The following is a 22,993-nucleotide window of genomic DNA, read 5'->3' as shown; positions in this document are numbered from 1 at the left end:
CGCCTGCAAAGCATAGGCCGGATCGAACGCTCGTCGAATATCCATAAGATTTTAGAGTGCTACGCCCACCCGCGCACAGGTCTCCCTTTTCCGGGCCGAAGGTCGGCGCGGGCAGCTTGACCGGCACGCCGTTGACGACGGTGAAATTGGGCAGCGTCAGGCGCGTGGTCCAGCCGCCGCCCTTGTAGCCCGTGGCGTAGGAGGCATAGGCCATCACCCGGCGGTTGATGTGATATTCCGCGCCGATCCGGTAGGAGACATTTTCGAACGACATGCTGTTTTCGCCCAGCGGATAGACGCGGTAGATGTCGTTGGGATCGGGCAGGACGAGCGCGGGCGGCGCCTGGGTCAAGCGCAGGCCGAAGGCGTTTTCGTCCCGCTGCGTGCCGGTGAAGCGCTTGTCGTCGCGGGTATAGCGGATGCCGAGGGTCAGCCCCAGCCTGTCGGGGATGACATCGATATTGTTGTGCATGAAGGCGGCATAGGATTTGGTGTCGTAACGGTCGTTCGACACGATCTGGATCATGCCGCCGATAAAGGGCACCCGGTCCGCGTGGCGGCCATATTCATGGAAATAATAGCCGCCCAGCACGAATTTCCAGCGGTTTTCCCATATATTGCCGACCAGTTGCACTTCCTGCGAAAGCTGGTTTTCCCAATCCGCGAAGGTGGGCGCGAGCGCGGAGAAGGGCGCGCCGCCGATGTCGGCGCCGAATTTGGACTTCAGCCGGCGATAGGCGGTGATCGACTTGATCGTCAGCGCATCGGTCAGGTCGTAATCGATCTGGCCATTGATGCCGTAATTGTCGATCTTGTTGTAATTGGCGCCGCTGGCGTAGCTGAGATCGGGATTGATGCTGCCGTCCGCGTTGCGGATCACATAGCGGTTGTCATAGGGCAGGTTCTGCCCCGCCTGGCTTTCCAGCGAAGGCTGGATGCCGGCCGGCGACCCGGCATTGCCGCGCACGCCCTGGCACAGGTCGGTCACGCCGGCGGCCGGCACGCCCGCCAGCGCGGCGACCGGCGCGTAGAAGGCCGGATTGCCCGAGATGCAGGTGTTGTAGAGCGCGACATAGGCATTCTGGTTGACCGCCAGCAGCGAGAAGGGCGTCGCCTGCTCATCCACGTTCAGATAGTCGCCGATCAGCCGCATGGTGAGCCTGTCATTGGGCGTGAACAGGAATTTCAGGCGCACGGCGGTCTGGTTCATGTTGCCCGACCGGTCGGGCCTGTCCTTCGCCGTCGTCGGGAAGAGGATCGCGCCGTCCGTATTGCCGTTGGCGGGGCCGCCCGACGCGCCGCCGGTCGCCAGCAGCCAGATCGGGTTGTTGCCGGTATCGCCTTCATAGGGAATGCGCTTCTGCCAGCCGTCGCGATGCTTGGTGGAGAAGGCGAGGCCCATGTGCAGCACGCCCGGCGCCAACGGCGCTTCCAGCGCGCCGCGCACGTCGATGCGATCGTAGCGGCCGGTCGTGACTTCGCCCTTCACCTTCCATTCGTCGCCCGGATCGGAGGTGACGATGTTGAGCGCGCCGCCGATGGTGTTGCGGCCGAACAGCGTGCCCTGCGGTCCTTTCAGCACTTCGACGCGCTGAAGGTCCAGCAGGTCGACATTCGCGCCGATGTTGCGGGCGAGGTAGACATTGTCGACATAGACGCCCACGCCCGGTTCCAGGTTGAAGCCGAAATCATTCTGGCCGATACCGCGGATATAGGTGAAGAGGGTCGAGCTGGACCCGCCGAACGCGCCGGAGCTTTTCAGGGTGACGTTGGGCGCCTGTCCGGAAATGCTGGCGATGTCGGTCAGCCCCTTGGACTGGAGCGCTTCCGACGTGACGGCGGAAATGGCGATCGGCACCTGCTGCGCGCTTTCGGACCGCTTCTGCGCGGTGACGACGATGTCCTGGAGGCCGACATTCTCCTGCGGCGCGGCGGCGTCCTGCGCCATCGCGGCCGATGTCGAAAGGACGAGCGCCACCGCCAGCGCGGACGCGCCGTTCGAAATTCCAGACTTCATGATAAAACTCCCCTTGTCCCTTATGTATCGGCCGCCTTGTCGCGGCCTGTCTTGTCGATGACCGTCAGGTCAGAACGTTCAGAAAGCTCTCGCGCGGCATATTGTCCTGCGAGAAAGTGGCCTTGCCCAACTGGCTGGTGTCCCAGGTCAGCGTCGGCGTATCGGGATAATGGACATAGCCGCCGGTGAAGACTTCATTGCGGTTGCCCGACGGATCGAAGAAATAGATGGTCGCGCCGCGCGTCACCCCATGGCGGTTCACCGACACGTCGACCGGGATTTCATATTTGCCGATCAGGTCGCCCGCGTGGAACAGGTCGTTCACCGAATCCAGCAGGAAGGAGACATGGTGGAAGCGGCTGCCATCCGGTTGCAGGATGAAGGCGATGTCATGCGGCTTGTTGGAGCAGGAAAGGAAGACCGCAAGCCGGGTCTCGTCCCCCTGCGTGACCAGTTCCTCGCTGACGGTGAAGCCGAATATCCCGGTGAAGATGTCCCTGTTCTCGACGATGTTGGGTCCGCCCAGCAGCACATGGTCCAGCCGCACGCAGCGGAAGCCGCGAATATAGCCTTCGTCGGGAATGGTGCCGGGGTTGCGGGTCGGCATGCCGTTGCCGATCTTCTCCTTGTCGGCATAGATGTGCATGACATGGCCCGACGGCAGGGTGAAGCGGATGCGCCGGCCGCTCTTGGGATACACGCCCGGCTCGACATGTTCGACGGCAAGGCCATATTCGGTCAGCGCCGCGGCGAAATGGTCGATCTCCGCATCCTCATAGGTGCGGAAGGCGAAATATTCGACGCCGGGCGCATCGGCCTTCTCCAGGACCAGCGAATACCAGTCATGCTCGTCCGCGACCTTGTAATAGAGCTTGTCGGGGTCGCCCTGATAGGTTTCGATAAGACCCATCCGCTCGCCATAGTGGCGGCGCGCGTCGTCGATGTCGAACACCCTGACGCACACTTCGCCGACCCGGAGCAATCCACGAATCGCCATTCATTCTCTCCCAGAAATATCGTCGCGCAGCATGGCCGCCAGGGCGGCTGCGGCGATGTCCTCGTCTTCCACTTCGCTGCCGCCCGACACGCCGACCGCCCCGATCAGGCGCCCCTGCACCTCGGCGGGACAGCCGCCCGGAACTTCCGTCAGGCGCGGCCGGCGCAGCAAACCGTCGCGCACCGGGCGGGGCGCCCGCTCCAGCAGCGCGCCGAAATCGCGCGTCGCCATTGCGAAGCTGGCAGCGGTATAGGCCTTGTCGATCGCCAGTTCGCCTGAACTAAGGAACGATCCCGGCATCCGCAGATAGCCCGCGAGATTGCCCGCCCCATCCACGACCGCGACATGCACGCGGGCGCCGATCGCCTCCGCGCGGGCGCGGCCGGCGGACAGCATCCGCTCCACCGCCTGCGCCGCGGGGGCGCCGATCTCCGCAATCGCGCTCATGCGGCGCGGCCGACCGGGGCGGCGCCGAAGGATGCGCGCGGCAACGGCACGGCGCGAATATCGCTCGACGGATAGGCGCGGCAGGCCAGGACGATGCCCGCCTGCTCATCGGCGGCGCTCACCACGGCGCGGTTCATATGCCCGGTGGAACAGCGGCCCGCCTGTATCCGGATGCGGCAGACGCCGCACCCGCCGCTGCGGCATCCCACGGCCAGCGCCTTGCGTCCGGACGCGATCATCGCCGCCAGCAGGCTCTGGTCGGCGCGGCAGGGAAAGCGCACGCCCCCTATCTCTATCTGAAACGGCGCCGCTTGGGTCAGGCCTTCAACATCGCGATCGTCCATCCGATCTCTCTCCTGCCAGTCATTCTGTTCTTTTCACCGATCATAATCATGGGGTGAATTACCGACAAATACCCTTTCCGCTCGCCTGTGATACTCCATGCGCATCACCCCTGCCCATCATCCTTGGCCCGTCATCCGGCGCGCAGCGACGCTTCGGACGCGCGCGCCTCGCTGGCGGGAACGCCGCCGATGCTCCACAGCGCGGGGGCGACCGGCATCACCGTGCCGCGTATCAGCGACCGGTCGCAGCCCAGATGGCGTTCGACAAGGTCGGTGAACCCCGCCGCCAGGGCCTGCAACTGTTCTGTCGGGCGGCCTTCGAGGGCGATGCAGGTGAACCAGGGCGCTGCCGCCCCGCCATCGCTGACCAGCCGGCCGCCCGTCGCCCAGCGATGCGCCGGCACGCTCGTGGCGAAAGCGCGCACCCGCTCCAGGGGCGGCGGCGAAACCGTGGGATAGAGCGCCTGCACATAGAAGAACGAGGCTGCCTCCAGCAGCGCGGCGACGGCTTCTTCCGGATATTGGTCCGCCACCAGATGGAATTGCACGATGGGCATGCCGCTTCTCCTTCCTCAAGGCAGGCCGCGCCGGCGGCCCGCGTCCAGCATTATCGCCGCGCCCGCCATGGCGTCCGCCTCCGCATCGAGCAGCATCGCCACGGCCCAGGCGACCTGGCTCGGGGTGGTGAGCGCGCCGATGGCGGATTCGCCGCGCATCGCGTCCAGCTCGTCCGCGACCGAGCCGCCGTTTTCCGAGGCCCGCGCCGCCGCGACCTTGTGCAGCCGATCGGTATCGGCGGGGCCGGGGGCGACAAGATGGGCGGTGATCCCCTCCCCGCCATAGGCCCAGCTCATCTGCCGCACCACATTGGCGAGCGCCGCATTGGCGACCCCGGCGGTGGCGGCATAGGCGGTCGGCTCGAACCCGTAATGGCCGCCGATCGCGACGAGGCGGCTGTGGCGGCGCAGTCGGTCCTCCACCGCGCGCACCAGCCGGACGAAGCCGCCGACCTTGATGTTGCAGGCCTCCACCAGCGCGTCGGTGGGCGCGGCGCGAATGCCGCCCGCCACCGGCACGCCGGGCGCATGGACGACCATGGCGACCGGCCGGTCCAGCCGCGCCCGAAGCGCATCGACCGCATCGTCGGACGCGAAGTCGGCCACGACCGGCATCACCACGCCCGCGCCATGGCGATCGACCAGCGCCTCCAGCGGCTCGCGCGACCGCGCCACCGCGACGACATGCATCTTGCGCGCCACCAGCCCGGCGACGATCGCCTTGCCCAATGCGCCGCTCGCGCCGACGACCACGCAATGGGCGCCGAAATTCCTGCCCGGAACGGACATGCTCTTCACTCCGATCTGAAAACCGGGCGTCAGGCCGAAATCAGCCCGCGCTCCTTCGCCATTGTGAGGGCGGTATCCTCTATCATGTCCTCCTGCCCGCCGATCATCTTCAGGCGGCCCAGTTCGACCAGCAGGTCGCGGGCGGGCAGGCCATATTTGCGCTCGCAATCCTTGGCCGCGTAGAGGAAGGTGGAATAGACCCCGGCATAGCCCAGCGTCAGGCTGTCCCGGTCGGCGCGCGGGGGCTTCGCCATCATCGGCAGCGCCCGCTCCTCCGCGACGTCCATCAGGCGGAAGGTGTCGACGCCCGTTTCCACCCCCATCCGCTCGCACACGGCGGCGAATACCTCCAGCGGGGTGTTGCCGGCGCCAGCGCCGAAACCGGCGGCGGACCCGTCGATCCGGCTGGCGCCCGCCGCCACGGCGGCCAGCGAATTGGCGATCCCAAGGCCAAGATTGTGATGGCCGTGGAACCCGATCTCCGTCTCCGCCTGCAACGCGCCCTTCAACGCGCCGATCCGCGCCGTCACATCTTCGGGCAGCATGTAACCGGCGCTGTCGACGCAATAGACGGTCGTCGCGCCATAGCCTTCCATCAGCAGCGCCTGTTCGACCAGCGTTTCGACCGAGGTCATGTGCGCCATCATCAGGAAGCCCACCGTGTCGAGCCCCAGCTTCCGGCCGAGGCCGATATGCTGTTCGGTCACGTCCGCCTCCGTGCAGTGGGACGCGACATGGACGCAGCCCGCGCCGCAATCCGCCGCCATGCGCAGTTCGTCCAGCGTGCCGATGCCCGGCACATGCAGGACCGACACGGTGGCGTTCTTCATGCGGGACGCGACGGCGGTGATATAGTCGCGGTCGCTATGCGCGCCGCGCCCATAGTTGAGCGACGAACCGCCCAGCCCATCGCCATGCGTCACCTGCAACAGGGGCACGCCCGCCTCGTCCAGCCCGGTCGAGATGGCGATCATCTGGTCCAGGCTGATCTGGTGCCGCATCGAATGCATGCCGTCGCGCAGGCACATGTCATGCAGCTTGACCTTCCGGCCCTTGATCTGCGCCGTCGTCGTCATTGCACGCTCTCCATCATCTCCTGCGCGAACATCTCGCCCGTGCGCGCGGCGGCGGCGGTCATGATGTCCAGATTGCCCGCATATCGGGGCAGGAAGTCGCCCAGCCCCTCGACCTCCAGGAAGATGGAGACCTTGCGCCCCTCGAAGGTCGGCCCGTTCTTCAGCCGATAGCCCGGCACATAGCGCTGCACCTGCGCGATCATCTCTTGCACGGATGCGGCGATCGCGTCCCGGTCCGGCTCGTCGGCGGTCTCGCAATAGACGGTGTCGCGCATCATCAGCGGCGGTTCGGCGGGATTGACGACGACGATCGCCTTGCCCTTCGCCGCGCCGCCCACCTTCTCGATCGCGGCGGGGGTGGTGCGGGTGAATTCGTCGATATTCTTGCGGGTGCCGGGGCCGATCGACCTGGACGCCACCGTCGCGATGATCTCCGCATAATCGACCGGCTGGACGCGGCTGACCGCGTTCACCATCGGGATCGTCGCCTGACCCGCGCAGGTCACCATGTTGACGTTGACCGCGCCGTCGCGCGCCTGCTGCGCCAGGTTGACCGCCGGCACGCAAAGCGGACCGATGGCCGCCGGCGTCAGGTCGATCATCAGCACGCCCAGCTCGTTCAGCTTGCGGCTGTTTTCGGCATGGACATAGGCCGACGTCGCGTCGAACGCGATCTTCACGCCGTCCCTGGCGACATGCGGCACCAGGCCGTCGACGCCCGCATCGGTGGTCTTCAGCCCCAGCTCCCGCGCCCGCGCCAGCCCTTCGGACGCCGGATCGACGCCGACCATCCAGACCGGCTCCAGCCTGTCGGAACGCAGCAGCTTGTAGAGCAGGTCGGTGCCGATATTGCCCGGCCCGATGATGGCGCATTTCACTTTGGTCATCAACTTTGTCCCTGCTGCGCCTTTTCGCCGAACGTCACGCCGGCGACGGCATAATGGTCCAAGGGGGTTTCGTTCAGGATCACGCGCACCTGGTCGGGACGCACGTCCATGGTTTCGACCGTCGCCCTGGTGAGGGCGCGGATGAAGGCCCATTTCTTTTCCATCGAGCGGCCTTCGCCAATGACCACGGATATAATCGGCATCAGTCTATCCTCACATTGATGCTGCCCATGTCCTGAAAGCGGGCGCAAACGATGTCGCCTTTCGCGATCGGCATCGCTTCCGTCGCGGCGCCGGTCAGCACCACCGAGCCGGCGGGCAATATCCGCCCCCGCTCATGGAGCCAGGCGACCAGCATCTGCACGGCGCGGGCGGGATGGCCCAGCACCGCGCCCGAACAGGCCAGCGCCGCCGCCTCGCCGTTGATTTCCAGCACGATGCCGATGGTCGCGGGGTCGACATCATTGGGCCGCCGCATCCGCCCGCCCATGACGAAGCGCGCGCTGGAGCCATTGTCCGCGACGACGCTCGGCAGGTCGAACCTGAACTTCTCGAACCGGCTGTCGAGGATCTCGATGGCGGGCTGGATGAAGTCCGTCGCGGCATGGACCTGATCGATGGAAACGGCCGGGCCGGACAGGTCGCGGGCCATGACATAGGCGATTTCCCCCTCGACGCGCGGATGGATCAGCCCGGCGGTCGGCACCACGCCGCCTTCCGCATCGCATGTGTCGCGCATCAGCAGGCCGAAGCTCGGCACGTCGACGCCCATCTGGATCATCTTGGCCCGCGAGGTGAGACCGGCCTTGTAGCCGATCAGCGCCCGGCCCCGCGCCTGCCAGCGGCGCAGGCATTCGTCCTGCACGGCATAGCCGTCATCGACGGTCATGCCCGGATAATCGTCGGTCAGCTTCGCGATGGTGTGGCGGTTCGACTGGGCGCCGTCCACCCGGTTCGCCAGTTCGGCGATGGCTGCTGCATCAAGCATCGGCGGTCCTCCGGCCGAAGGTCAGGGAACAATCGCCGATCCCGCCGATGCGCATGGCGATATGGTCGCCCTCGCCCACCGGGAACATCGGCCCCAGCGCGCCGGACAGGATCACCTCCCCGGCCAGGAAGGGCATGTCGAGCCGGCCCAGCGTATTGGCGAGCCAGGCGACCGCATTGGCGGGCGATCCCTGCACGGCCGCGCCCACGCCCACGGCCACCTGCTCGCCATTGCGTTCCGCCCACATGCCGGCCAGCGCCAGATCCACGTCGCGCGGATCGATCTTCTCGCGGCCCAGCGCATAGACGCCGCAGGAGGCGTTGTCGGCCACCGTGTCCTGGATGCGGATGTCCCAGTTCGTGATGCGGCTGTCGACGATCTCGAAACAGGCGCGGACATGGTCCGTCGCCGCCAGCACGTCCGCCGCCGTGACGCCCGGGCCTTTCAGGTCGCGTTTCAGGACGAAGGCGATCTCCGCCTCCGCCTTGGGCTGGATCAGCGCTTCGATCGGGACGGTCGCGCCATCGTCATAGGCCATGGCGCTGGTCAATATGCCGAAGTCCGGTTCGAACACGCCGATGGCGTTCTGCACGGCCCGGGAGGTGACGCCGATCTTCTTGCCGACGACCGTCTCGCCCGCGGCGACGCGCCGCCCGATCATGCGGGCCTGGATGTGGTAGGCATCGACGATGGTGATGCCCGGCACCCGGTCCCGCAGATTGGGGACAGTCGCGCCGGCGACCAGCGCCTCGTACAGTTCGTCGCCGTGCCGGGCGATGGCGGCCGCGTCCAGCACGGTCACAGCTTCACGCAGATGTTGCGCAGCTCGGTATAGAATTCGAGGCTGTGGACCCCGCCTTCCCGGCCGATGCCGCTATGCCCGGTGCCGCCGAAGGGCGTGCGCAGGTCGCGCAGGAACCAGCTGTTGACCCAGGTGATGCCCACGTCGACCTCCGCCGCGACGCGGTGCGCGCGCGACAGGTCCCGCGTGAAGATGGCGGTGGAAAGGCCGTAATCGGTCGCATTGGCGACGGCGATGGCCTCCTCCTCGCTGTCGAAGGGGCGGATGTGGCAGCAGGGACCGAAAATCTCCTCGTTCCAGACCGACGCCTCGTCCGCCAGGCCGGTCCAGATCGTCGGCTGCACCCAATGGCCGCCCGAAAGTTCCTCGGGCATGGTCGGCACGCCGCCGCCGGTCACGACACTCGCGCCCTCCGCCACGGCCTTTTCATAATAGGACAGCACCTTTTCGCGGTGCTCGGCGGAGATGAGCGGGCCCAAGGTCGCGCCGGGCCTGAGCGCCTCCGCCTTTTCCTTGAGACCCGCGACCAGCGCCTCGAACAGCGGCCGCTCGACCAACACCCGCTCGGTGCCCAGGCACACCTGCCCGCAATTGAGGAAGACGGATCGGCCCAGCGCCTCCAGCGTCACGTCGAGATCGGCGTCGGCGAAGACGATCGCGCTGTTCTTGCCGCCCAATTCGAAGGACACGTCACGCAGGCCATGCGCCGCCGCCTGCATGATGGCGGTGCCGGTGCGCGTCTCCCCCGTGAAGGTGATCGCGTCGACGCCCGGATGCTGGGTCAGATATCCGCCCGCGCTGTCCGGGCCGAAGCCGTGGACGACATTATAGACGCCCGCGGGCACGCCCGCATCGTTCATCACCTCGCCCAGCAGGGTCGCGGTGCCCGGCGTCTCCTCCGACGGCTTCACGATCACGCTGTTGCCGCAGGCGAGCGCCGGCGCGACCTTCCACGTCATCAGCAGCAGCGGCGCGTTCCATGGGCAGATGACGCCGATCACCCCCTTGGGCTTGCGGATCGCATAGTTGAGCGCGCCCCGCCCGTCCGGAGTCGGCGTCTGGAAGCTCTCGGTCGCGACATTCTTCACAACGTCGGCGAAGATCCGGAAATTGGCCGCGCCGCGCGGGATGAAGGCATGTTCCATCATCGACCGGGGCTGGCCGGTATCGGCCATTTCCGCCGCCACGAAATCGTCGAAGCGCCGGACGATGCCGTCCGCGACGGCCCGCATCAGGTCGGACCGATCGTCCACCGTCAGCCTTGCCCAGGGGCCCTTCTGCGCCGCCCGCGCCGCCTGCACCGCCAGGTCGATTTCGGCGCGGCCGCCCTCATGCACATGGCCGATCAGCGCGCCATCGCTGGGCCGATATTTGGGGAAAGTCCTGCCGGACGTTCCGTGCGTGAAGGTTCCGTCGATGAAATGCTGGAAATGCGCCAACTGTCCTCTCCATGTCGTTGCCTGACCTTCTAACGAAGGATAGCCTTACCCAATAATACTGTTTTATACGCTTTGAGATACCTGTAAGGCATATCTCGACCAGCATCGAAAGGCGCAAGACATGTTCGCGAACCGCATCGACATCCGCCACCTGCGCTATTTCGTGGAGACCGTGCGCCATGGCAGCATCCGGGGCGCATCCCAGGAACTCCATCTGTCCCAGCCGCCGCTGACCCGCCAGATCCAGTATCTGGAGGAAGTGCTGGGCGTGTCCCTGCTGGTGCGCAAGCGTCATGGCGTCGAACCCACCGCCGCCGGGCAGGCCCTCTATACGGAGGCGGTCAACATCCTGAACCTGGTGGAGCAGGCCTGCGCCACGACGCAACTGATCGGTCAGGGCGCGCTCGGCCGGCTGGACGTGGGCGTGTTCGGGTCCGCCGTGCTCGACATCGTGCCGCGCATCGTGCTCGATTTCCGAAAGCGCTATCCCAATGTCGAGGTGATCCTGCACAATATGGACCGCGACACGCAGGTGAAGGCGTTGCAGGAACGGCGGATCGCCATCGGCTTCAACCGATTCTTCCTGGAATATCCCGGACTGCAATGGGAAACCGTGGTGCACGAGCCGATGATCATCGCCATGCCGCGCAACCACAGGCTGGCGGGCCGCGCATCCATCGCCCTGTCGGACCTGGCGGGGGAACCGATGATCTTCTATCCCCGCGCCAGCCAGTCGGGCGGGTTCAGCAATTTCCTGCTGCGCGCCTTTCACGACCTCAACATCGAACCCAATGTCGTGCAGACGGTCGACGACGTGGTGACGGCCGTCGCCTTCGTGTCGAGCGGCGTGGGACTGGCGGCGGCGGTGGAATCGGCGCGGACGCTGCAATTGCCGGACGTGGTCTATGTACCGCTGGCCGAAGATGACGGTCCGGCCGCGTTCGACCTGTGCATGATCTACCGCTCCGGCGACGAATCGCCGCTGATCGACGGTTTCCGGCAGGCGGTGAAGACGGTGACGGAACGGCCGTCCGACCACGGCCGTTGATTTCCGGCGGGGCCCTTCATCCGCCCCGCCGCCCCTTCCAATATTGCACCTGCGCGCGCGTCATGCCCAGCGCGGCGGCGGCGGCGCTGACATTGCCGCCGCTGCGGCACAGGGCGGCCGCAATCAGTTGATCCGCGATCTGTTGCTGGCTGAGTCCGCTGTCGAGCAGCATCGCGCCGACATCCTGCTCAGCGCCCCTGCCATGCTGGCGAAAACGGCGCGCGACGAAATCGCGGAACGGGTCGGGCACGAAGCCGTCTGTCCGGTTGCCCACGCCCAGCGTCAGATGGTGCAGGCCGATCGCCTCCCCGTCCGCCGCCAGGATGACGCCCCGCTCCACCAGATTCTCCATCTCGCGGATATTGCCCGGCCAGCCATAGTCGTGGAAGGCGCGGACGACCTCCGCCTCCAGGCGCAGCAGGCCGCGGCCGTGCCGCTGGCAGAGGCGGGCAAGGAAATGATTGGCCAGCACCGGGATGTCCGCCCGGCGCTCCCGCAGCGGCGGGATATAGACGGGAAAGGGACTCAGCCGGTGGAACAGGTCGGCGCGGAAACGGCCCGCCTCCATCTCGGCGCGCAGGTCGGCATTGGTGGCGGCGATCAGGCGGACGTCGGCGGTCAGCGTCTTCGTCCCGCCCACCCGCTCATAATCGCCGTCCTGCAAAACGCGCAGCAGCTTGCCCTGCGCGGCGAGGGACAGCGTGCCGATCTCATCGAGGAACAGGGTGCCGCCGGCGGCCCGCTCGAACCGGCCGGGGCGTGTCGCGACAGCGCCGGTGAAGGCGCCCTTCTCCACCCCGAACAATTCCGCCTCCAGCAATGTCTCCGGAATGGCGGCGCAATTGACCGCGACGATCGGCCTGTCGGCGCGCCGGCTGCGCTTGTGCAGTTCGCGCGCGAACACTTCCTTGCCGACGCCGCTTTCGCCCAGGAACAGCACGGGCGCCATGGTGGGCGCGACCTTGTCCACCAGATGCAGCACCGTGTTGAAGCCGGACGACGCGCCCACGATCGCGCGCGCGCCCATATGCAGGTCCACGTCCACCGGCCCTGCGCTGTCCGGCGGCACCGGTCGACGGCTGTAGGTGTCGGCGCGGAACCAGCGCAGTTCGGCGTCGGCGTCCGGCCATTCATCCGCCGGCCGCCCGACCAGATAACAGCGGTCATGCCCCATCGCGATGCATTCCAGTTCGCGGAACACCATCGGCCGGCCGAAGAAGGTGGAGGCATAGCCCGATGCATATCCCGCCTGCTGCCATCCCGCCGGATGCGCGCCGATGCCCATTTCCTGCACATGGGACGCGCATTCCGCCGAATTGTGCCAGACATATTCGCCGTAGAAACGCCCGGCCTCGAAATCCGCCTCGAACGCCAGTTCCTCGACCTGCACGGCCCCCTTCAGCGCATGGAATTGCGGACCGGCGCGATAGATGTCCTCCAGGCTGCCGCGATGCCGCAATTCCTGCGCGAGCTGCGCATCCGCGACGCCGGTGCCATAGCCGATGCGCGACATCAGCATGCGCGCGCTTTCATAGCCTAGCGCGCGCACCAGTTCGCGCCGCAACTGGCCCAGGACGATGTCGTCGACCAGCAGCATCCGCCGCTTGCCCAGGCGGATCTCCGCGCTTGCCGGGTCGAAATGGAAGCTGTCGCGCAGGTCGGCAAGGTCGCGGTCCCCGGTGGGCGCGACTCCGCCATCGTGAAATGCGGTCCCCAGTCCCGACTTGCCCGATGTCGATCCGCCTGCCCGCGCCACGCCCCACTCCTGTCGATTATTCGACAACCATAGGGGAAGAAGCAGATGATTTTCAACAGTCCGATCCTGTTCCACCCCCATACAGGTGGTCGTGCGCGGCATGTCCTTCCCACCCCTTGTCCGGGAAGAACGGGATTTCGGCCCGCTTATGCGGAACGGACGGGGCGGAGACGCGCAATCTGGCACGCTGCTTGCTGAACGATCCGCATCAGCCGCCATCCGTGCGGCGACCATGGGAAAAGGATCATCATGTCTGCAAAGAGCCTGTATCTCAAGCGCGCCTGGTACGTCGCCGCCCTCTCCAGCGAAGTCGATGCGACGCAGCTTTTCCACCGCCGGATATTGGGCATGTCGATCCTGATCTACCGCGATGCGCGGGGAGAGGCGGTCGCCCTTCAGGACCGCTGCCCGCACCGTTTCGCCCCGCTTTCCATGGGCAGCCGGGTGGGCGACGCCATCGCCTGCCCCTATCATGGACTGCGGTTCGACGCGGGCGGGCATTGCGTCCACAACCCGCACGGCCGCGGCCAATTGCCCAAGGGACAGGTCGTGCGCAGCTTTCCGCTGATCGAACGGCACGGTTTCCTGTGGATCTGGATGGCGGAGGAGGCCGCCGATCCCGCGCTGCTGCCCGACTTCGCGCCGCTGGACGAGGGCCATGCCAACGGCGTCGGCCACACCTATATGAAGTTGCCGGTCGATTACCGGCTGATCCTGGACAATGTCATGGACCTCAGCCATGTCGACTACGTCCATGGCGAGATCATCACGACGCGCGGACAATTGTCGCCGCTGATCCCGCAGGTGGAGGAAACGGACCACAGCGTTTCGGCCAGTTGGGACTACAGCCAGACCCCGCCCATCGGAATCTTCGCCCCCTTCCTGCCCCGCCCGGAGGAGACGGCGCGGCACAGCATCCGCGTCACATGGACGGCGCCCGCCAATATCCAGTTGTCGATCGCGGCCGCGCAGGACGATGTGCCCTTCGAACAGGGCGTCAGCCAATATGACCTGCACAGCTGCACGCCCGGCGACGAGAATGAGACCCATTATTTCTTCGCCACGCGCCGGAACCATGCGGAAGAGGATGGAGACTATAACAGGTTCAAGACGGCGGCCATGCACGCGGCGTTCGAGACGGAAGATGGCCCCATCATCGCCGCGAGCCAAAGGGAGATGGGGGGCGAGGAATTCTTCGACCTCAAACCCATGCTGCTGTCCAACGATCTGGCGGCCGTGAAGGTACGCCGACAGCTGCAACGGGCGATAGATAATGAAAATGCGACTTCAAGTGGATGGGGCCGCGCCGTTGCCCGGTCCTGAACCAAAATAGTCGGGCGGCGCCGGGATTTCGCGCTTCATCGGCAAGAAGCGCCGGGCGTCAGGCGCGAAAACAGGTCGGCATCAGGGATTTACTTCCGGGCGGGCGGCAAGTTCGCCTTCCCCTGCCGGCAGGGGCGGCGGCATCAACTCCCGGATCACGCCCCAATAGCTCTGCGTGACGTGCGCTTCCGCCGCATAGACCGGATCGGTCATCAGATGCGCGTGCAGCCGGCGCAGATTGGGCCAGGGCACCGACGGGAACAGATGATGTTCCAGGTGATAGCTCACGTTGAAGGGCGCGATCAGGAACCTGTCGAGCAGGGTGGGGATGACCGTGCGCGTGCCCTTCAGCTCGCTTTCGTCGGAGACGCCGTTATGCTCCGCCATTGCCCGGATCCGATTGAAGACATTCGCCCAGATGAACTGCGGGATCAGCAGGAGCCCCAATATCTTCCAGCGATAGGGCGACAACAGGATCAGGCCGTAGAAGAGCAGCGCCCACAGCACATAGCGGATGCGCAGGCCCAGGGGAAAATCATAACCGAAGCGCCGGGGATTGTGGAAATTGGCGAAGGGCGCCCAGACGCGGCTGTCCCGCGCCATGCGATAGAGGTTGAGGCCGGTCACGCTGCGGACCAGCAGCCAGGCCATGGCAGCCGCGCTTTTCGGGAAATGCTGGTCGGAATCCCGCCGCTGGACACGATAATCGCGGTCGCGCAGCGTGTTGGTGTAGCGGTGGTGATGCAGGTGATTGGCGCGGTACAGGTCGACGCTGAAGCCGAGCGGATAGGCGACGAATATGTCCCCTATCAGGTCGTTGAGGCGCCGGTTGCTGAACAGCATGCCGTGACATGCATCGTGCATCATCACCGCCAGGCACTGAATGCGCGTTCCGATGACGATGCCGGCCAGCAGGTAAACCGGAATTCGGTCGACATGGATGGCGATCGCCCCGGCCCCGATCGCTATTGCCCATTGGAGGACGAGCAGCAGAGCGTTGCGGCGATCGTCGATGACGGAAAGATCGCGGATCAGCGCCAAAGTGCCCCGCCGCGAATATCGATAGCCGGGGGGACGCTCCTTGGCGCTTTCTTCCATGGGAGTAGGTCTCCGAATGCAACATCAAACCGTCGCGGACGCTATGATCGGTGCGATCCGGCGTCAAGCTCGCTCCTGATGCGGGCGCTCGCGCAGCGCATCGGATCGCCCGCCGCCGCGGGCCAGTTTTCCTGAAGGGCGGACAACCGGTCCATCGCGCCCGTTCCACAAAAGGTCGGCGCGGCGATTGCCGCCATGCCGGATGGTGATAAGGATGGCTTATGCCCGCCTCGGAACCACTTGACCGCCGTTCGCTCACCCTTGCGGCGCTGTCCACCGTGGTCGAATGGTATGATTTCACCCTGTTCCTCTACCTGGCCACGGTGCTTGCGCGCGTGTTCTTCGTGGGCGGGAATGCGATGCTCACGACGCTGGCGGGGTTTGCGGTCGCCTATCTGATGCGGCCGCTGGGCGCGATGGTGTTCGGGCATTTCGGGGACCGGCATGGGCGAAGGGCGACGCTGCTCCTGTCCATGGCCTTGATGACGGTGGCGATGCTGCTGAGCGCCCTGCTGCCGACCGTGGCGCAGATCGGCCCGCTCGCCGGGATATTGCTGCTGGCCCTGCGGTGCGTGATGGGATTTGCGGTGGGGGGCGAATATACCGGCGTCGTCGCCTATCTGCTGGAAGGCGCGGCGCCGCATCGTCGCGCGCTCGTCACGTCGATGGCGGCGGCGACCAGCGAGGTCGGCGGGTTGCTGGCCGCGGGCGCGTCGGCGCTGACCGTGAGCCTTCTTCCCGCTCCGGCGCTGGAAAGCTGGGGCTGGCGATTGCCGTTCCTGTTCGGCGCGGCGCTGGCGGGCACGATCCTGGTGGCCCGCGCGGCGATGCGGGAATCGCCAGAGTTCGCGCTTCATCGCGCGGCAGGGACGCTGGTGAGCAGGCCGCTCGGTCATGCGGTATCGCGCCATGGAGCGGGCGTGGCGAGGGGCTTCGCCATCTCGGCCCTGGGATCGATCACCTATTATGTCGGCATCACCTACCTGCCGATCCACCTGGTCTCGTCTGGCGGGCTCAGCGAGGCGGAGGCGCTCAAACTGGCGACCGTCGCGGCGGTCGCGGTGATTGTCGTGACGCCATTTGTGGGCCTGGCCGCCGACCGGTTCGGGCGTCGCCCGGTGCTCGTCGCCCTGGCCGTCCTGTCGGCCGCGCTGCCCTATCTGTCCTTCCGACTGCTCGCCGGAGCGGGAACGTCGTCGGCGCTGGCCGGCGCCGTGGTGCTCGCCGCTTTAGCGGGCGGCGTCAGTGCCGTGGGCGCGGTGACGACGGCCGAACAGGTTCCGGCCGAAGGGCGGCTGAGCGGGCTAGCCCTTGGCGCCACGACCGCGACCGCATTGTTCGGTGGCCTGACGCCGTGGCTCGCACAACTGCTGACGGAGCGAACAGGATCGACCGCGGCGCCGGGCATCATGATCGCGCTGGTGTCGCTGGCGGTGCTTCCCGTGCTGCTGACGCTTCCCGAGACGCGGCCGCCACGAGGCTGAGCCTCAGAGACCGAAGCGCACCTTGGCTTAGGGCCGTCCAGAAATTGCAGGCCGTGAAGCTGGCCTTGGGGTGCCCCTGCCCGCGAAAAACCTTCCCAACGCCTTTCGCGACAGCAGGGCTATTGCCTGATCGGGGGCAACTGTGCTCATCGGGGGCAGCGCGCCATGGGAGGATCGCATCCTCCCGCTTTCGTCGGCGCCCGGCAGAATGAGGACTGGCCATGCATGCGATCCCGAAGCTTTCCCCCGCAACCATCGCCATAGAAGGATCGCAGGAGCGCTTTCCCATTCGCAGGATATTCTGCGTCGGTCAGAATTACGCGGACCATGCGCGGGAAATGGGGTCCGATCCGGACCGGGCGCCGCCCTTCTTCTTTTCAAAGCCGTCCGACGCCGTCGCGGCGAATGGATCGCGCCTTCCCTTTCCGCCTTTGACGAGCGATCTGCATCATGAGGCCGAGCTTGTGGTGGCGCTTGGTTCGGGCGGTGCGAAGATCGGCGCCGAACAGGCGAGCGCGGCCATCTGGGGTTGGACCGTCGGCCTCGATCTCACACGCCGCGATCTGCAGTCGGAGGCGAAGAAGGCGGGCCGCCCCTGGGACATGGCCAAGGGGTTCGACGATTCCGCACCCGTCGGAGACCTGCGCCCCGGTCTGCCGCCGTCGTCGGGGGCCATTTCGCTGGCTGTCAACGGAGAGCTTCGCCAGTCCGGCGACCTGTCCCAGATGATATGGTCGGTGCCCGAGATCATCGCCAATCTTTCGACCTATGTGGCGCTCGCCCCCGGCGATCTCATCTTCACCGGTACGCCCGCTGGAGTGGGGCCGATAGGAAGAGGGGACAGGCTGGTCGCGTCCATCGACGGACTGCCGCCGCTGGAAATCTCCTTCGAGGATTGAATGCAGGCCCGCGCGCGCTGCGCATCCGTTCGCCGGCCTAATCGATCGTATAGGGTTTCAACCGGGCGCAAGTCGATGCGCGCATCGTCCGGCACCCGCTCAACGGACAGCCACCGACAAGGAGAGGAGCGCGGCAAACACAGCCGCGCATCCTTCCTGCGCCATGCCCTCAGGCGTCGAAGCCGGGCGACTGGCGCTGCGCCTTGCGGAGCGCGGCCTCCCAGACGAGGTCGTAATGCGATCTGGCGCCTTCGACCGGCTTGCGCTCGCGGCTCATCTGGCGGCGGACTTCCTCCTGCGCGGCTTCCGGGGCGATCAGCACCCTGTCGCGGCCCACGGCAAGGCTGCGGACCTGCGCCTTGCAGGCTTCCTCCAGATGATAGATGCCGCTGAACGCCTCGCCCGGCGTCGAACCCAGCGCCAGCGTGCCGTGATTGCGCAGCAGCATGACATTGGTGTCGCCCAGGTCGGCCACCAGCCGTTCGCGTTCGTCCAGATTGAGCGCCACGCCTTCATAATCGTGGTAGGAAAGGCGCGGGATCAGGGCCAGGGCGCGCTGGTTGAGCGGCAGCAGCCCTTCGGCATGGGCCGATACCGCCATGCCGTCGGCGCTGTGGAAATGGGCGATATAATGGGCATCGTCCCGCGCGCCGTGGATCGCGCTGTGGATCACATATCCGGCATAGTTGATGCCATAGTCGCTTTCCCCGATGACATTGCCGTCGAGGTCGACCTTGACCAGGCTGGAGGCGGTGATCTCATCGAACATCAGGCCGAAGGGGTTGATCAGGAAATGATGCTCCGGCCCCGACACGCGCGCCGAGATATGGGTGTAGATGAAATCGTCCCAGCCATAGAGGGCGGACAGGCGATAGAAAGCGGCAAGATCGACGCGGACCTTCCATTCCGCTTCGCTGATGCCCGACTGGCGGAAACGGTCGTCCTTCAAGACTGTGGCCATGGCGCTGCTCCTTTGCGCGGTATTTTAGGGAGGCGGCGGGACACCGCCCAATGAGAATGACTTATCGATCGATTGGCGACGCTCATGCGGGGAACAAGCCTGCGTCCACGATCGAGGCGACGTCGATATGGGCCGGCAGCTCGCCATCGGCATGGAAGCGGTCGACCACCCGTTGCAACGGCTTCACCACCGTCGCGTCGGGCGGGATCAGTAGCGGGTTCTGCCGTTCCACGATCAGGGCGGCGAGTTTGGGGTCGACCTTCGTCTGCCGGACGAAGATACGGGCATAGTCGGCGGGATGCGCCTGCGACCACAGGCTCGCCTTGCGGAGGCGGGCGAGGACGTCGCGCAGGGCTTCGCGCTTCGCCGGGTTGTCGAGCGCCGCTTGCGACGCGGCGATCAGGGTCAGGCCGCTGTTGATCCCCTCCCCGTTGCGCAGCACGCGCGCGCCGCGCTGTTCGGCCGCGAGCTGGTAGGTGCCGAAGGTCGCCCACGCCTCTATCTGCCCGGCGGCGAAGGCGGCGGCGGCGTCATTGGGCAGCATGAAGCCGATGCCGACCTTTCGCCGGTCGAGCTTCGCTTCCTTGAGCGCTTCGAGCAGCAGATAATGGGATATGCTGCCCCTCGCGCTCGACACGATCACGCGCTTGCCCGCAAGGCCCGCGACGGACCGGATGCGAGAGTCGCCGGGCACGAGAATGCCGATGTCCCTGGTCGATGAAATCGAACCCGCGATGATCTTCAGCGGCACGCCGGCCGAGGCGGCCAGCACGACCGGCAGGTCGCCCGCCGGAGCGGTGTCGACCGCCCCGGCGTTAAGCGCCTCCAGCAGCGGCGCGGCGCCGACGAAATTCGCCCATTGCACGTCATAGGGCAGGTCGTTCAGGGCGCCCGCCGCCTCCGCCTTCGACTCCAGCAGATGGACCTGGTCGCCCAGCACCAGTTTCGTGCGGCCGCTTTTCCCCGCGCAGGCGGCGAGGCCGAGGGCGGCCGCCCCCGCCAGGAAGGTGCGGCGATCAGAAAGCAAGCGCGATCCGTCCATAATAATAGCCGCCTGCGGGGTTGAAGGGCGACGGGCCGTAATAGCCCTGCCCGGTCTGGGGATTGCCCGGCCCGTTGGTTTCCGGGCGGACGTCGAACAGGTTGGTGGCGCCCACCGAAAGCGTGGCGAATTCCGTCACTTTCGCGCTGACGCTGGCGTCGGTGATGACCTTCGCCCCGAAATGACGGTCGTCGCCCGCCGCCGTGCGCTGCGTATATTTGCCGTAGCGGGTGGCGGTGAGGCTGAAGCCGAAAATGCCCTTGCTCCAGTTGAGCGTACTGACCAGTTTCGTGTGCGGCTGGAGCACTTCCAGCTCACCGATCTTGTCGCCGCCGAAGAAGACCGAACCCGCCCCCAGCAGCGAAGCGCCGGTGGGACCGAAGAGTTGCGACGGGGTGGCGACGACGTCCGTCACCTTGGTCTTCGAATAGTTGAAGGCGAAGGTCAGGCCCAGCTTGCCCAGATCGCCCAGGTTCCTCGAATAATCGGCCACCAGGTCGAAGCCCTTGGTCGTGGTGTCGGCGGCGTTGATGAAATATTCGGCCTGTTCGATGTCCGACAGGCCATTGGCGGCGAGGATGGCGGAAATTCCCGGCCCGAACAGGCGGCCGGTGCGTTCGATCCGGTTCTTGATGCGGATATAATAGCCGTCCAGCGTCACCGACAGGGACGGCGTGGGCGTAAAGACGAAGCCCAGCCCGGCATTCCAGGTCTTTTCCGCCTTGAGCGGCTTCGCGCCCAGCAGCTGGCCGACGGCGGAATCCGCCGTCACCAGCTTGGCGACGGTGGGCCGCAATTCGGTCTGCCCGGTCTGCGCGTTGAAGAAGGAGGAGGTGCGCCCATCGGTCTGGGCATAGCCGATCTGCGTCAGCGACGGCGCGCGGAAGCCGGTGCCCACCGTGCCGCGAACGGCGAAGGTGGGGCTGACCTCATAACGGCTGTTGAGTTTCAGGCCGACCGGACTGCCCGAACCGTCGCTATAATGTTCGGCGCGGATCGCGGCGCCGATATACCAGGCGTCGAGCGGATAGATGCCGAGATCGACATAGCCCGCATAGACCTTGCGGCTGATGTCGGCTTCATCGGCGGGGGAGAGGACGATGCCCCCCTGCACCACCGGCGAGGCGGTGACGCCGACATTCCAGTCATATTGCTGGTCGCCGGGACGGAAGCTGTATGTGGCCGGTTCATAGGCCAGCGGATCGCCCGCGAAGGTACGGAAACGGTCGAGCCGATATTCGCCGCCGATGGAGATTTGCAGCGGTTGGGCCAGGCCGATCTCAACCTCCCGGTGAAGATCGACATTATGGGTCCATTGCCGGGATACTAAATTTCGACGCACATGGTTGAAGATTAAAGATTTGCAAAATTCCAAAATTTGCAGATCCAACAAGATTACCAACAACCTTATGGAACCTACTTCGACTTCTATAAATCCCTTGGTTCTTTGGGTCAATACCAACAAATTTTCGTTCTTGTCGAGGTGATGGACGAATCCCGAATTTAGACCTAACTTCCAAGCCGGGGGACTTGATGCCGAAGATCTAAATCTCGGAAGGCTACGCCCAACAGACCAGCTAGACCGCTTTGAATGAAACGCAGCTGGCGCAACGATACTCGCCCGTCGCGATCTCGATTGGACTTTCCCGGGCCGGGCCACATTGTCAACCCGATGGAGCGCTAAGTGCCTCATGCACTTGGTCGGCTGATGATCAGTACGCTCATCGATCCGATCTGGCGCGGAACATAGACATCGTCGACATAGACGGCCAGCACCGGTTCCTGGATAGGGTCGCTTTCGCCCACGCTGGTGAGATTGCGCTGCTCCAGCAAGTCGGGCGTGAAGGCCGAAATGGCGATAGCTGTCTTTTGCAGATCAGTCGCCCGGCGTTCAGCGGTGACGATGATTTCACCCCTGGCATGAGCATTGTCTGTGGGCTGTAGCTGGGCTTGGGAGGTTTCAAGGACCATAGGAAACAAGACACATAGGGTGCCCGCCAGAAGAAGCTGATCGGAAAATTTCATACTTTGCCCTGCCAAAGCTGCCCCGCGCAGCACAAATTATCTACTATATTAATAGACAATTGGGTCAATTGATTCGTGGCGGTTCACCCATAAGCTACGCTCAAGGTTGCGCGGGTTAGCCGATGCCTTCGCCATTCTTGGATTTAATGTAATTTTGGTCCCTAGCAAGCGACCGATGATGTTTTTCGCGTGAGCGCAAGTTTCTAGGAGTGGCGGTCAGCTTAGGCTTCCCTCGCGCGCAAGCGGAGGTCGCGCTCGTTCGTGATAAACGGTCAGTCATAGGTGGAACGCAAGACCGCAGCCGAAATCGCGAAATTCACTAAATCTTAGAGACGAATTTCCGCTACTGGCTGGGAACGCAAAGTCTTCCGCACAATCGCAGGACGGCGAGGCCGTATGCCAGCGACTGGGCAGCGATGTGGCTGAAACAACAGTATTAGACTGCCTGAAACGTCTTGAGACGGAGGCAGTATTCAAAAACGCACGTACATCGCTGCATATTCAAAATAAGTTAATAACATTAAATGTCGAGACCAACAAAATATCCAAGAACTATATTGTACTCTTAACGAGCTAATGAAGCCACATGATACCGAAGTCAATATTTTCTCGCTCCACGTTTTTCACGAATGGATTTTTGATATCCACCGATACTCAAAATCCGTCTCCAAATTTCTTTGATCGATTGCAAACCTCTGGATCGCAACGGCGCCCGGTTTGGAGATTTCAAGAGATCGCCTCGCCGGCACCCGCATGATCAGATGGCGTCCCACGACCCCCAGTTCGCCGCGATCCCCACGCTACAATGTATCAAACCACGAAATCTCGCCATGGCTCATCTCCACCACCGTCATAAGCGCGTCCTCACTGCCAAATCGTTGCCCTAGTGAAGAGCCCCTCCGCTTCAATAGCAATGGCATTGTGCCTAACCTCTCTTATTCACCTGGCAGGTCATGAGGGGTTGGCGGGAGTGGTATAAGCTATTGGCTTACTGTAGGAAATTGGGTGTCGAGA

At 65.0% G+C, this 22,993-nt stretch carries 22 protein-coding genes; 4 read left to right on the top strand and 18 right to left on the bottom strand.

All coding sequences use genetic code 11. From position 1 onward, the window contains the following. From K7W03_RS21495 to K7W03_RS21440, 12 genes are all read right to left on the bottom strand, one after another. On the bottom strand, window positions 1-2,017 hold a 2,017-nt coding region (locus K7W03_RS21495), incomplete at its 3' end, for a TonB-dependent receptor (protein WP_226870377.1). Between the two features lie 64 nt (window positions 2,018-2,081). Next, window positions 2,082-3,014: a catechol 2,3-dioxygenase gene (locus K7W03_RS21490; protein ID WP_025548032.1), complete on the bottom strand. Its 933-nt coding sequence runs from the start codon at window positions 3,012-3,014 to the stop codon at window positions 2,082-2,084. Then, the gene (locus K7W03_RS21485) at window positions 3,015-3,461 is read right to left on the bottom strand and encodes a GlcG/HbpS family heme-binding protein (protein WP_025548034.1); all 447 of its coding nucleotides are present in this window, start codon (window positions 3,459-3,461) and stop codon (window positions 3,015-3,017) included. After that, window positions 3,458-3,805: a 2Fe-2S iron-sulfur cluster-binding protein gene (locus K7W03_RS21480; protein WP_025548035.1), complete on the bottom strand. Its 348-nt coding sequence runs from the start codon at window positions 3,803-3,805 to the stop codon at window positions 3,458-3,460. Before K7W03_RS21480 ends, K7W03_RS21485 begins: the two co-directional genes overlap by 4 nt. A 131-nt stretch (window positions 3,806-3,936) precedes the next feature. Next, window positions 3,937-4,362 carry a tautomerase family protein gene (locus tag K7W03_RS21475; protein ID WP_044661076.1) on the bottom strand — a complete coding sequence of 142 codons (426 nt, stop codon included), beginning with the start codon at window positions 4,360-4,362 and terminating at the stop codon, window positions 3,937-3,939. 15 nt (window positions 4,363-4,377) lie between these two features. After that, window positions 4,378-5,151, bottom strand: coding sequence for an SDR family oxidoreductase (locus tag K7W03_RS21470; RefSeq protein WP_044661075.1), 774 nt, complete (start codon window positions 5,149-5,151; stop codon window positions 4,378-4,380). A gap of 29 nt (window positions 5,152-5,180) precedes the next feature. Continuing rightward, entirely contained in the window at window positions 5,181-6,227 is a 1,047-nt protein-coding gene (gene dmpG, locus K7W03_RS21465) for a 4-hydroxy-2-oxovalerate aldolase (protein ID WP_025548040.1), read from the bottom strand. Beyond that, window positions 6,224-7,117 carry an acetaldehyde dehydrogenase (acetylating) gene (locus K7W03_RS21460; protein ID WP_319024330.1) on the bottom strand — a complete coding sequence of 298 codons (894 nt, stop codon included), beginning with the start codon at window positions 7,115-7,117 and terminating at the stop codon, window positions 6,224-6,226. Before K7W03_RS21460 ends, dmpG begins: the two co-directional genes overlap by 4 nt. Beyond that, on the bottom strand, window positions 7,114-7,317 hold the full coding sequence (locus tag K7W03_RS21455) for a tautomerase family protein (RefSeq protein ID WP_025548043.1): 204 nt from the start codon (window positions 7,315-7,317) through the stop codon (window positions 7,114-7,116). Before K7W03_RS21455 ends, K7W03_RS21460 begins: the two co-directional genes overlap by 4 nt. Beyond that, the gene (locus K7W03_RS21450) at window positions 7,317-8,102 is read right to left on the bottom strand and encodes a 2-keto-4-pentenoate hydratase (protein ID WP_065846447.1); all 786 of its coding nucleotides are present in this window, start codon (window positions 8,100-8,102) and stop codon (window positions 7,317-7,319) included. Before K7W03_RS21450 ends, K7W03_RS21455 begins: the two co-directional genes overlap by 1 nt. Further along, complete coding sequence (locus K7W03_RS21445) at window positions 8,095-8,904, bottom strand: fumarylacetoacetate hydrolase family protein (RefSeq protein WP_083199059.1); 810 nt, start codon at window positions 8,902-8,904, stop codon at window positions 8,095-8,097. The genes K7W03_RS21450 and K7W03_RS21445 overlap by 8 nt, the downstream gene beginning before the upstream one ends. Next, window positions 8,901-10,343, bottom strand: a complete 1,443-nt coding sequence (locus K7W03_RS21440; RefSeq protein ID WP_065846448.1) for a 2-hydroxymuconic semialdehyde dehydrogenase — start codon at window positions 10,341-10,343, stop codon at window positions 8,901-8,903. Before K7W03_RS21440 ends, K7W03_RS21445 begins: the two co-directional genes overlap by 4 nt. A 121-nt stretch (window positions 10,344-10,464) precedes the next feature. On the opposite strand from K7W03_RS21440, the gene K7W03_RS21435 reads away from it, so the two are divergent. Next, window positions 10,465-11,391: a LysR substrate-binding domain-containing protein gene (locus K7W03_RS21435; protein ID WP_048575941.1), complete on the top strand. Its 927-nt coding sequence runs from the start codon at window positions 10,465-10,467 to the stop codon at window positions 11,389-11,391. A 16-nt stretch (window positions 11,392-11,407) separates the two neighbouring features. Here the strand turns inward: K7W03_RS21435 and K7W03_RS21430 are convergent, their stop codons facing one another. Then, on the bottom strand, window positions 11,408-13,147 hold the full coding sequence (locus K7W03_RS21430) for a sigma-54-dependent Fis family transcriptional regulator (RefSeq protein ID WP_065846479.1): 1,740 nt from the start codon (window positions 13,145-13,147) through the stop codon (window positions 11,408-11,410). A 249-nt stretch (window positions 13,148-13,396) separates the two neighbouring features. Between K7W03_RS21430 and K7W03_RS21425 the strand changes: the two genes are divergently transcribed. Beyond that, entirely contained in the window at window positions 13,397-14,470 is a 1,074-nt protein-coding gene (locus K7W03_RS21425) for an aromatic ring-hydroxylating dioxygenase subunit alpha (RefSeq protein ID WP_061936133.1), read from the top strand. An 81-nt stretch (window positions 14,471-14,551) separates the two neighbouring features. Here the strand turns inward: K7W03_RS21425 and K7W03_RS21420 are convergent, their stop codons facing one another. After that, window positions 14,552-15,568: a fatty acid desaturase family protein gene (locus K7W03_RS21420; protein WP_222887271.1), complete on the bottom strand. Its 1,017-nt coding sequence runs from the start codon at window positions 15,566-15,568 to the stop codon at window positions 14,552-14,554. Window positions 15,569-15,789: 221 nt separating this feature from the next. On the opposite strand from K7W03_RS21420, the gene K7W03_RS21415 reads away from it, so the two are divergent. Then, window positions 15,790-17,052 (top strand): MFS transporter, encoded by a 1,263-nt coding sequence (locus K7W03_RS21415; protein ID WP_222887270.1) that lies wholly within the window; start codon window positions 15,790-15,792, stop codon window positions 17,050-17,052. A 221-nt stretch (window positions 17,053-17,273) separates the two neighbouring features. Beyond that, window positions 17,274-17,951 carry a fumarylacetoacetate hydrolase family protein gene (locus K7W03_RS21410; RefSeq protein ID WP_137708764.1) on the top strand — a complete coding sequence of 226 codons (678 nt, stop codon included), beginning with the start codon at window positions 17,274-17,276 and terminating at the stop codon, window positions 17,949-17,951. A 169-nt stretch (window positions 17,952-18,120) separates the two neighbouring features. Here K7W03_RS21410 and K7W03_RS21405 read toward each other — a convergent pair whose 3' ends face one another. From K7W03_RS21405 to K7W03_RS21390, 4 genes are all read right to left on the bottom strand, one after another. After that, on the bottom strand, window positions 18,121-18,912 hold the full coding sequence (locus tag K7W03_RS21405; RefSeq protein ID WP_137708763.1) for a class II aldolase/adducin family protein: 792 nt from the start codon (window positions 18,910-18,912) through the stop codon (window positions 18,121-18,123). 82 nt (window positions 18,913-18,994) lie between these two features. Beyond that, entirely contained in the window at window positions 18,995-19,939 is a 945-nt protein-coding gene (locus tag K7W03_RS21400) for an ABC transporter substrate-binding protein (RefSeq protein ID WP_171009932.1), read from the bottom strand. Further along, window positions 19,929-21,296, bottom strand: a complete 1,368-nt coding sequence (locus K7W03_RS21395) for a TonB-dependent receptor domain-containing protein (RefSeq protein WP_172451727.1) — start codon at window positions 21,294-21,296, stop codon at window positions 19,929-19,931. The genes K7W03_RS21400 and K7W03_RS21395 overlap by 11 nt, the downstream gene beginning before the upstream one ends. A gap of 347 nt (window positions 21,297-21,643) precedes the next feature. Beyond that, window positions 21,644-21,979 (bottom strand): hypothetical protein, encoded by a 336-nt coding sequence (locus K7W03_RS21390; RefSeq protein ID WP_066562264.1) that lies wholly within the window; start codon window positions 21,977-21,979, stop codon window positions 21,644-21,646. Window positions 21,980-22,993 lie beyond the last annotated feature (1,014 nt).

This window comes from Sphingobium sp. PNB (assembly GCF_019873065.1).
GTDB classification, from domain to species: Bacteria; Pseudomonadota; Alphaproteobacteria; order Sphingomonadales; family Sphingomonadaceae; genus Sphingobium; species Sphingobium fuliginis.
This window is presented reverse-complemented; position numbering and strand designations above follow the sequence as displayed.

What these genes read in the sequence shown, in the direction of transcription:
- K7W03_RS21475 (WP_044661076.1), bottom strand. Translation starts at nt 4,362, where the DNA reads ATGCCCATCGTGCAATTCCATCTGGTGGCGGACCAATATCCGGAAGAA.
- K7W03_RS21425 (WP_061936133.1), top strand. Translation starts at nt 13,397, where the DNA reads ATGTCTGCAAAGAGCCTGTATCTCAAGCGCGCCTGGTACGTCGCCGCC.
- K7W03_RS21485 (WP_025548034.1), bottom strand. Translation starts at nt 3,461, where the DNA reads ATGAGCGCGATTGCGGAGATCGGCGCCCCCGCGGCGCAGGCGGTGGAG.
- K7W03_RS21470 (WP_044661075.1), bottom strand. Translation starts at nt 5,151, where the DNA reads ATGTCCGTTCCGGGCAGGAATTTCGGCGCCCATTGCGTGGTCGTCGGC.
- K7W03_RS21420 (WP_222887271.1), bottom strand. Translation starts at nt 15,568, where the DNA reads ATGGAAGAAAGCGCCAAGGAGCGTCCCCCCGGCTATCGATATTCGCGG.
- K7W03_RS21410 (WP_137708764.1), top strand. Translation starts at nt 17,274, where the DNA reads ATGCATGCGATCCCGAAGCTTTCCCCCGCAACCATCGCCATAGAAGGA.
- K7W03_RS21390 (WP_066562264.1), bottom strand. Translation starts at nt 21,979, where the DNA reads ATGAAATTTTCCGATCAGCTTCTTCTGGCGGGCACCCTATGTGTCTTG.
- K7W03_RS21435 (WP_048575941.1), top strand. Translation starts at nt 10,465, where the DNA reads ATGTTCGCGAACCGCATCGACATCCGCCACCTGCGCTATTTCGTGGAG.
- K7W03_RS21480 (WP_025548035.1), bottom strand. Translation starts at nt 3,805, where the DNA reads ATGGACGATCGCGATGTTGAAGGCCTGACCCAAGCGGCGCCGTTTCAG.
- K7W03_RS21415 (WP_222887270.1), top strand. Translation starts at nt 15,790, where the DNA reads ATGCCCGCCTCGGAACCACTTGACCGCCGTTCGCTCACCCTTGCGGCG.
- dmpG (WP_025548040.1), bottom strand. Translation starts at nt 6,227, where the DNA reads ATGACGACGACGGCGCAGATCAAGGGCCGGAAGGTCAAGCTGCATGAC.
- K7W03_RS21405 (WP_137708763.1), bottom strand. Translation starts at nt 18,912, where the DNA reads ATGGCCACAGTCTTGAAGGACGACCGTTTCCGCCAGTCGGGCATCAGC.
- K7W03_RS21450 (WP_065846447.1), bottom strand. Translation starts at nt 8,102, where the DNA reads ATGCTTGATGCAGCAGCCATCGCCGAACTGGCGAACCGGGTGGACGGC.
- K7W03_RS21455 (WP_025548043.1), bottom strand. Translation starts at nt 7,317, where the DNA reads ATGCCGATTATATCCGTGGTCATTGGCGAAGGCCGCTCGATGGAAAAG.
- K7W03_RS21490 (WP_025548032.1), bottom strand. Translation starts at nt 3,014, where the DNA reads ATGGCGATTCGTGGATTGCTCCGGGTCGGCGAAGTGTGCGTCAGGGTG.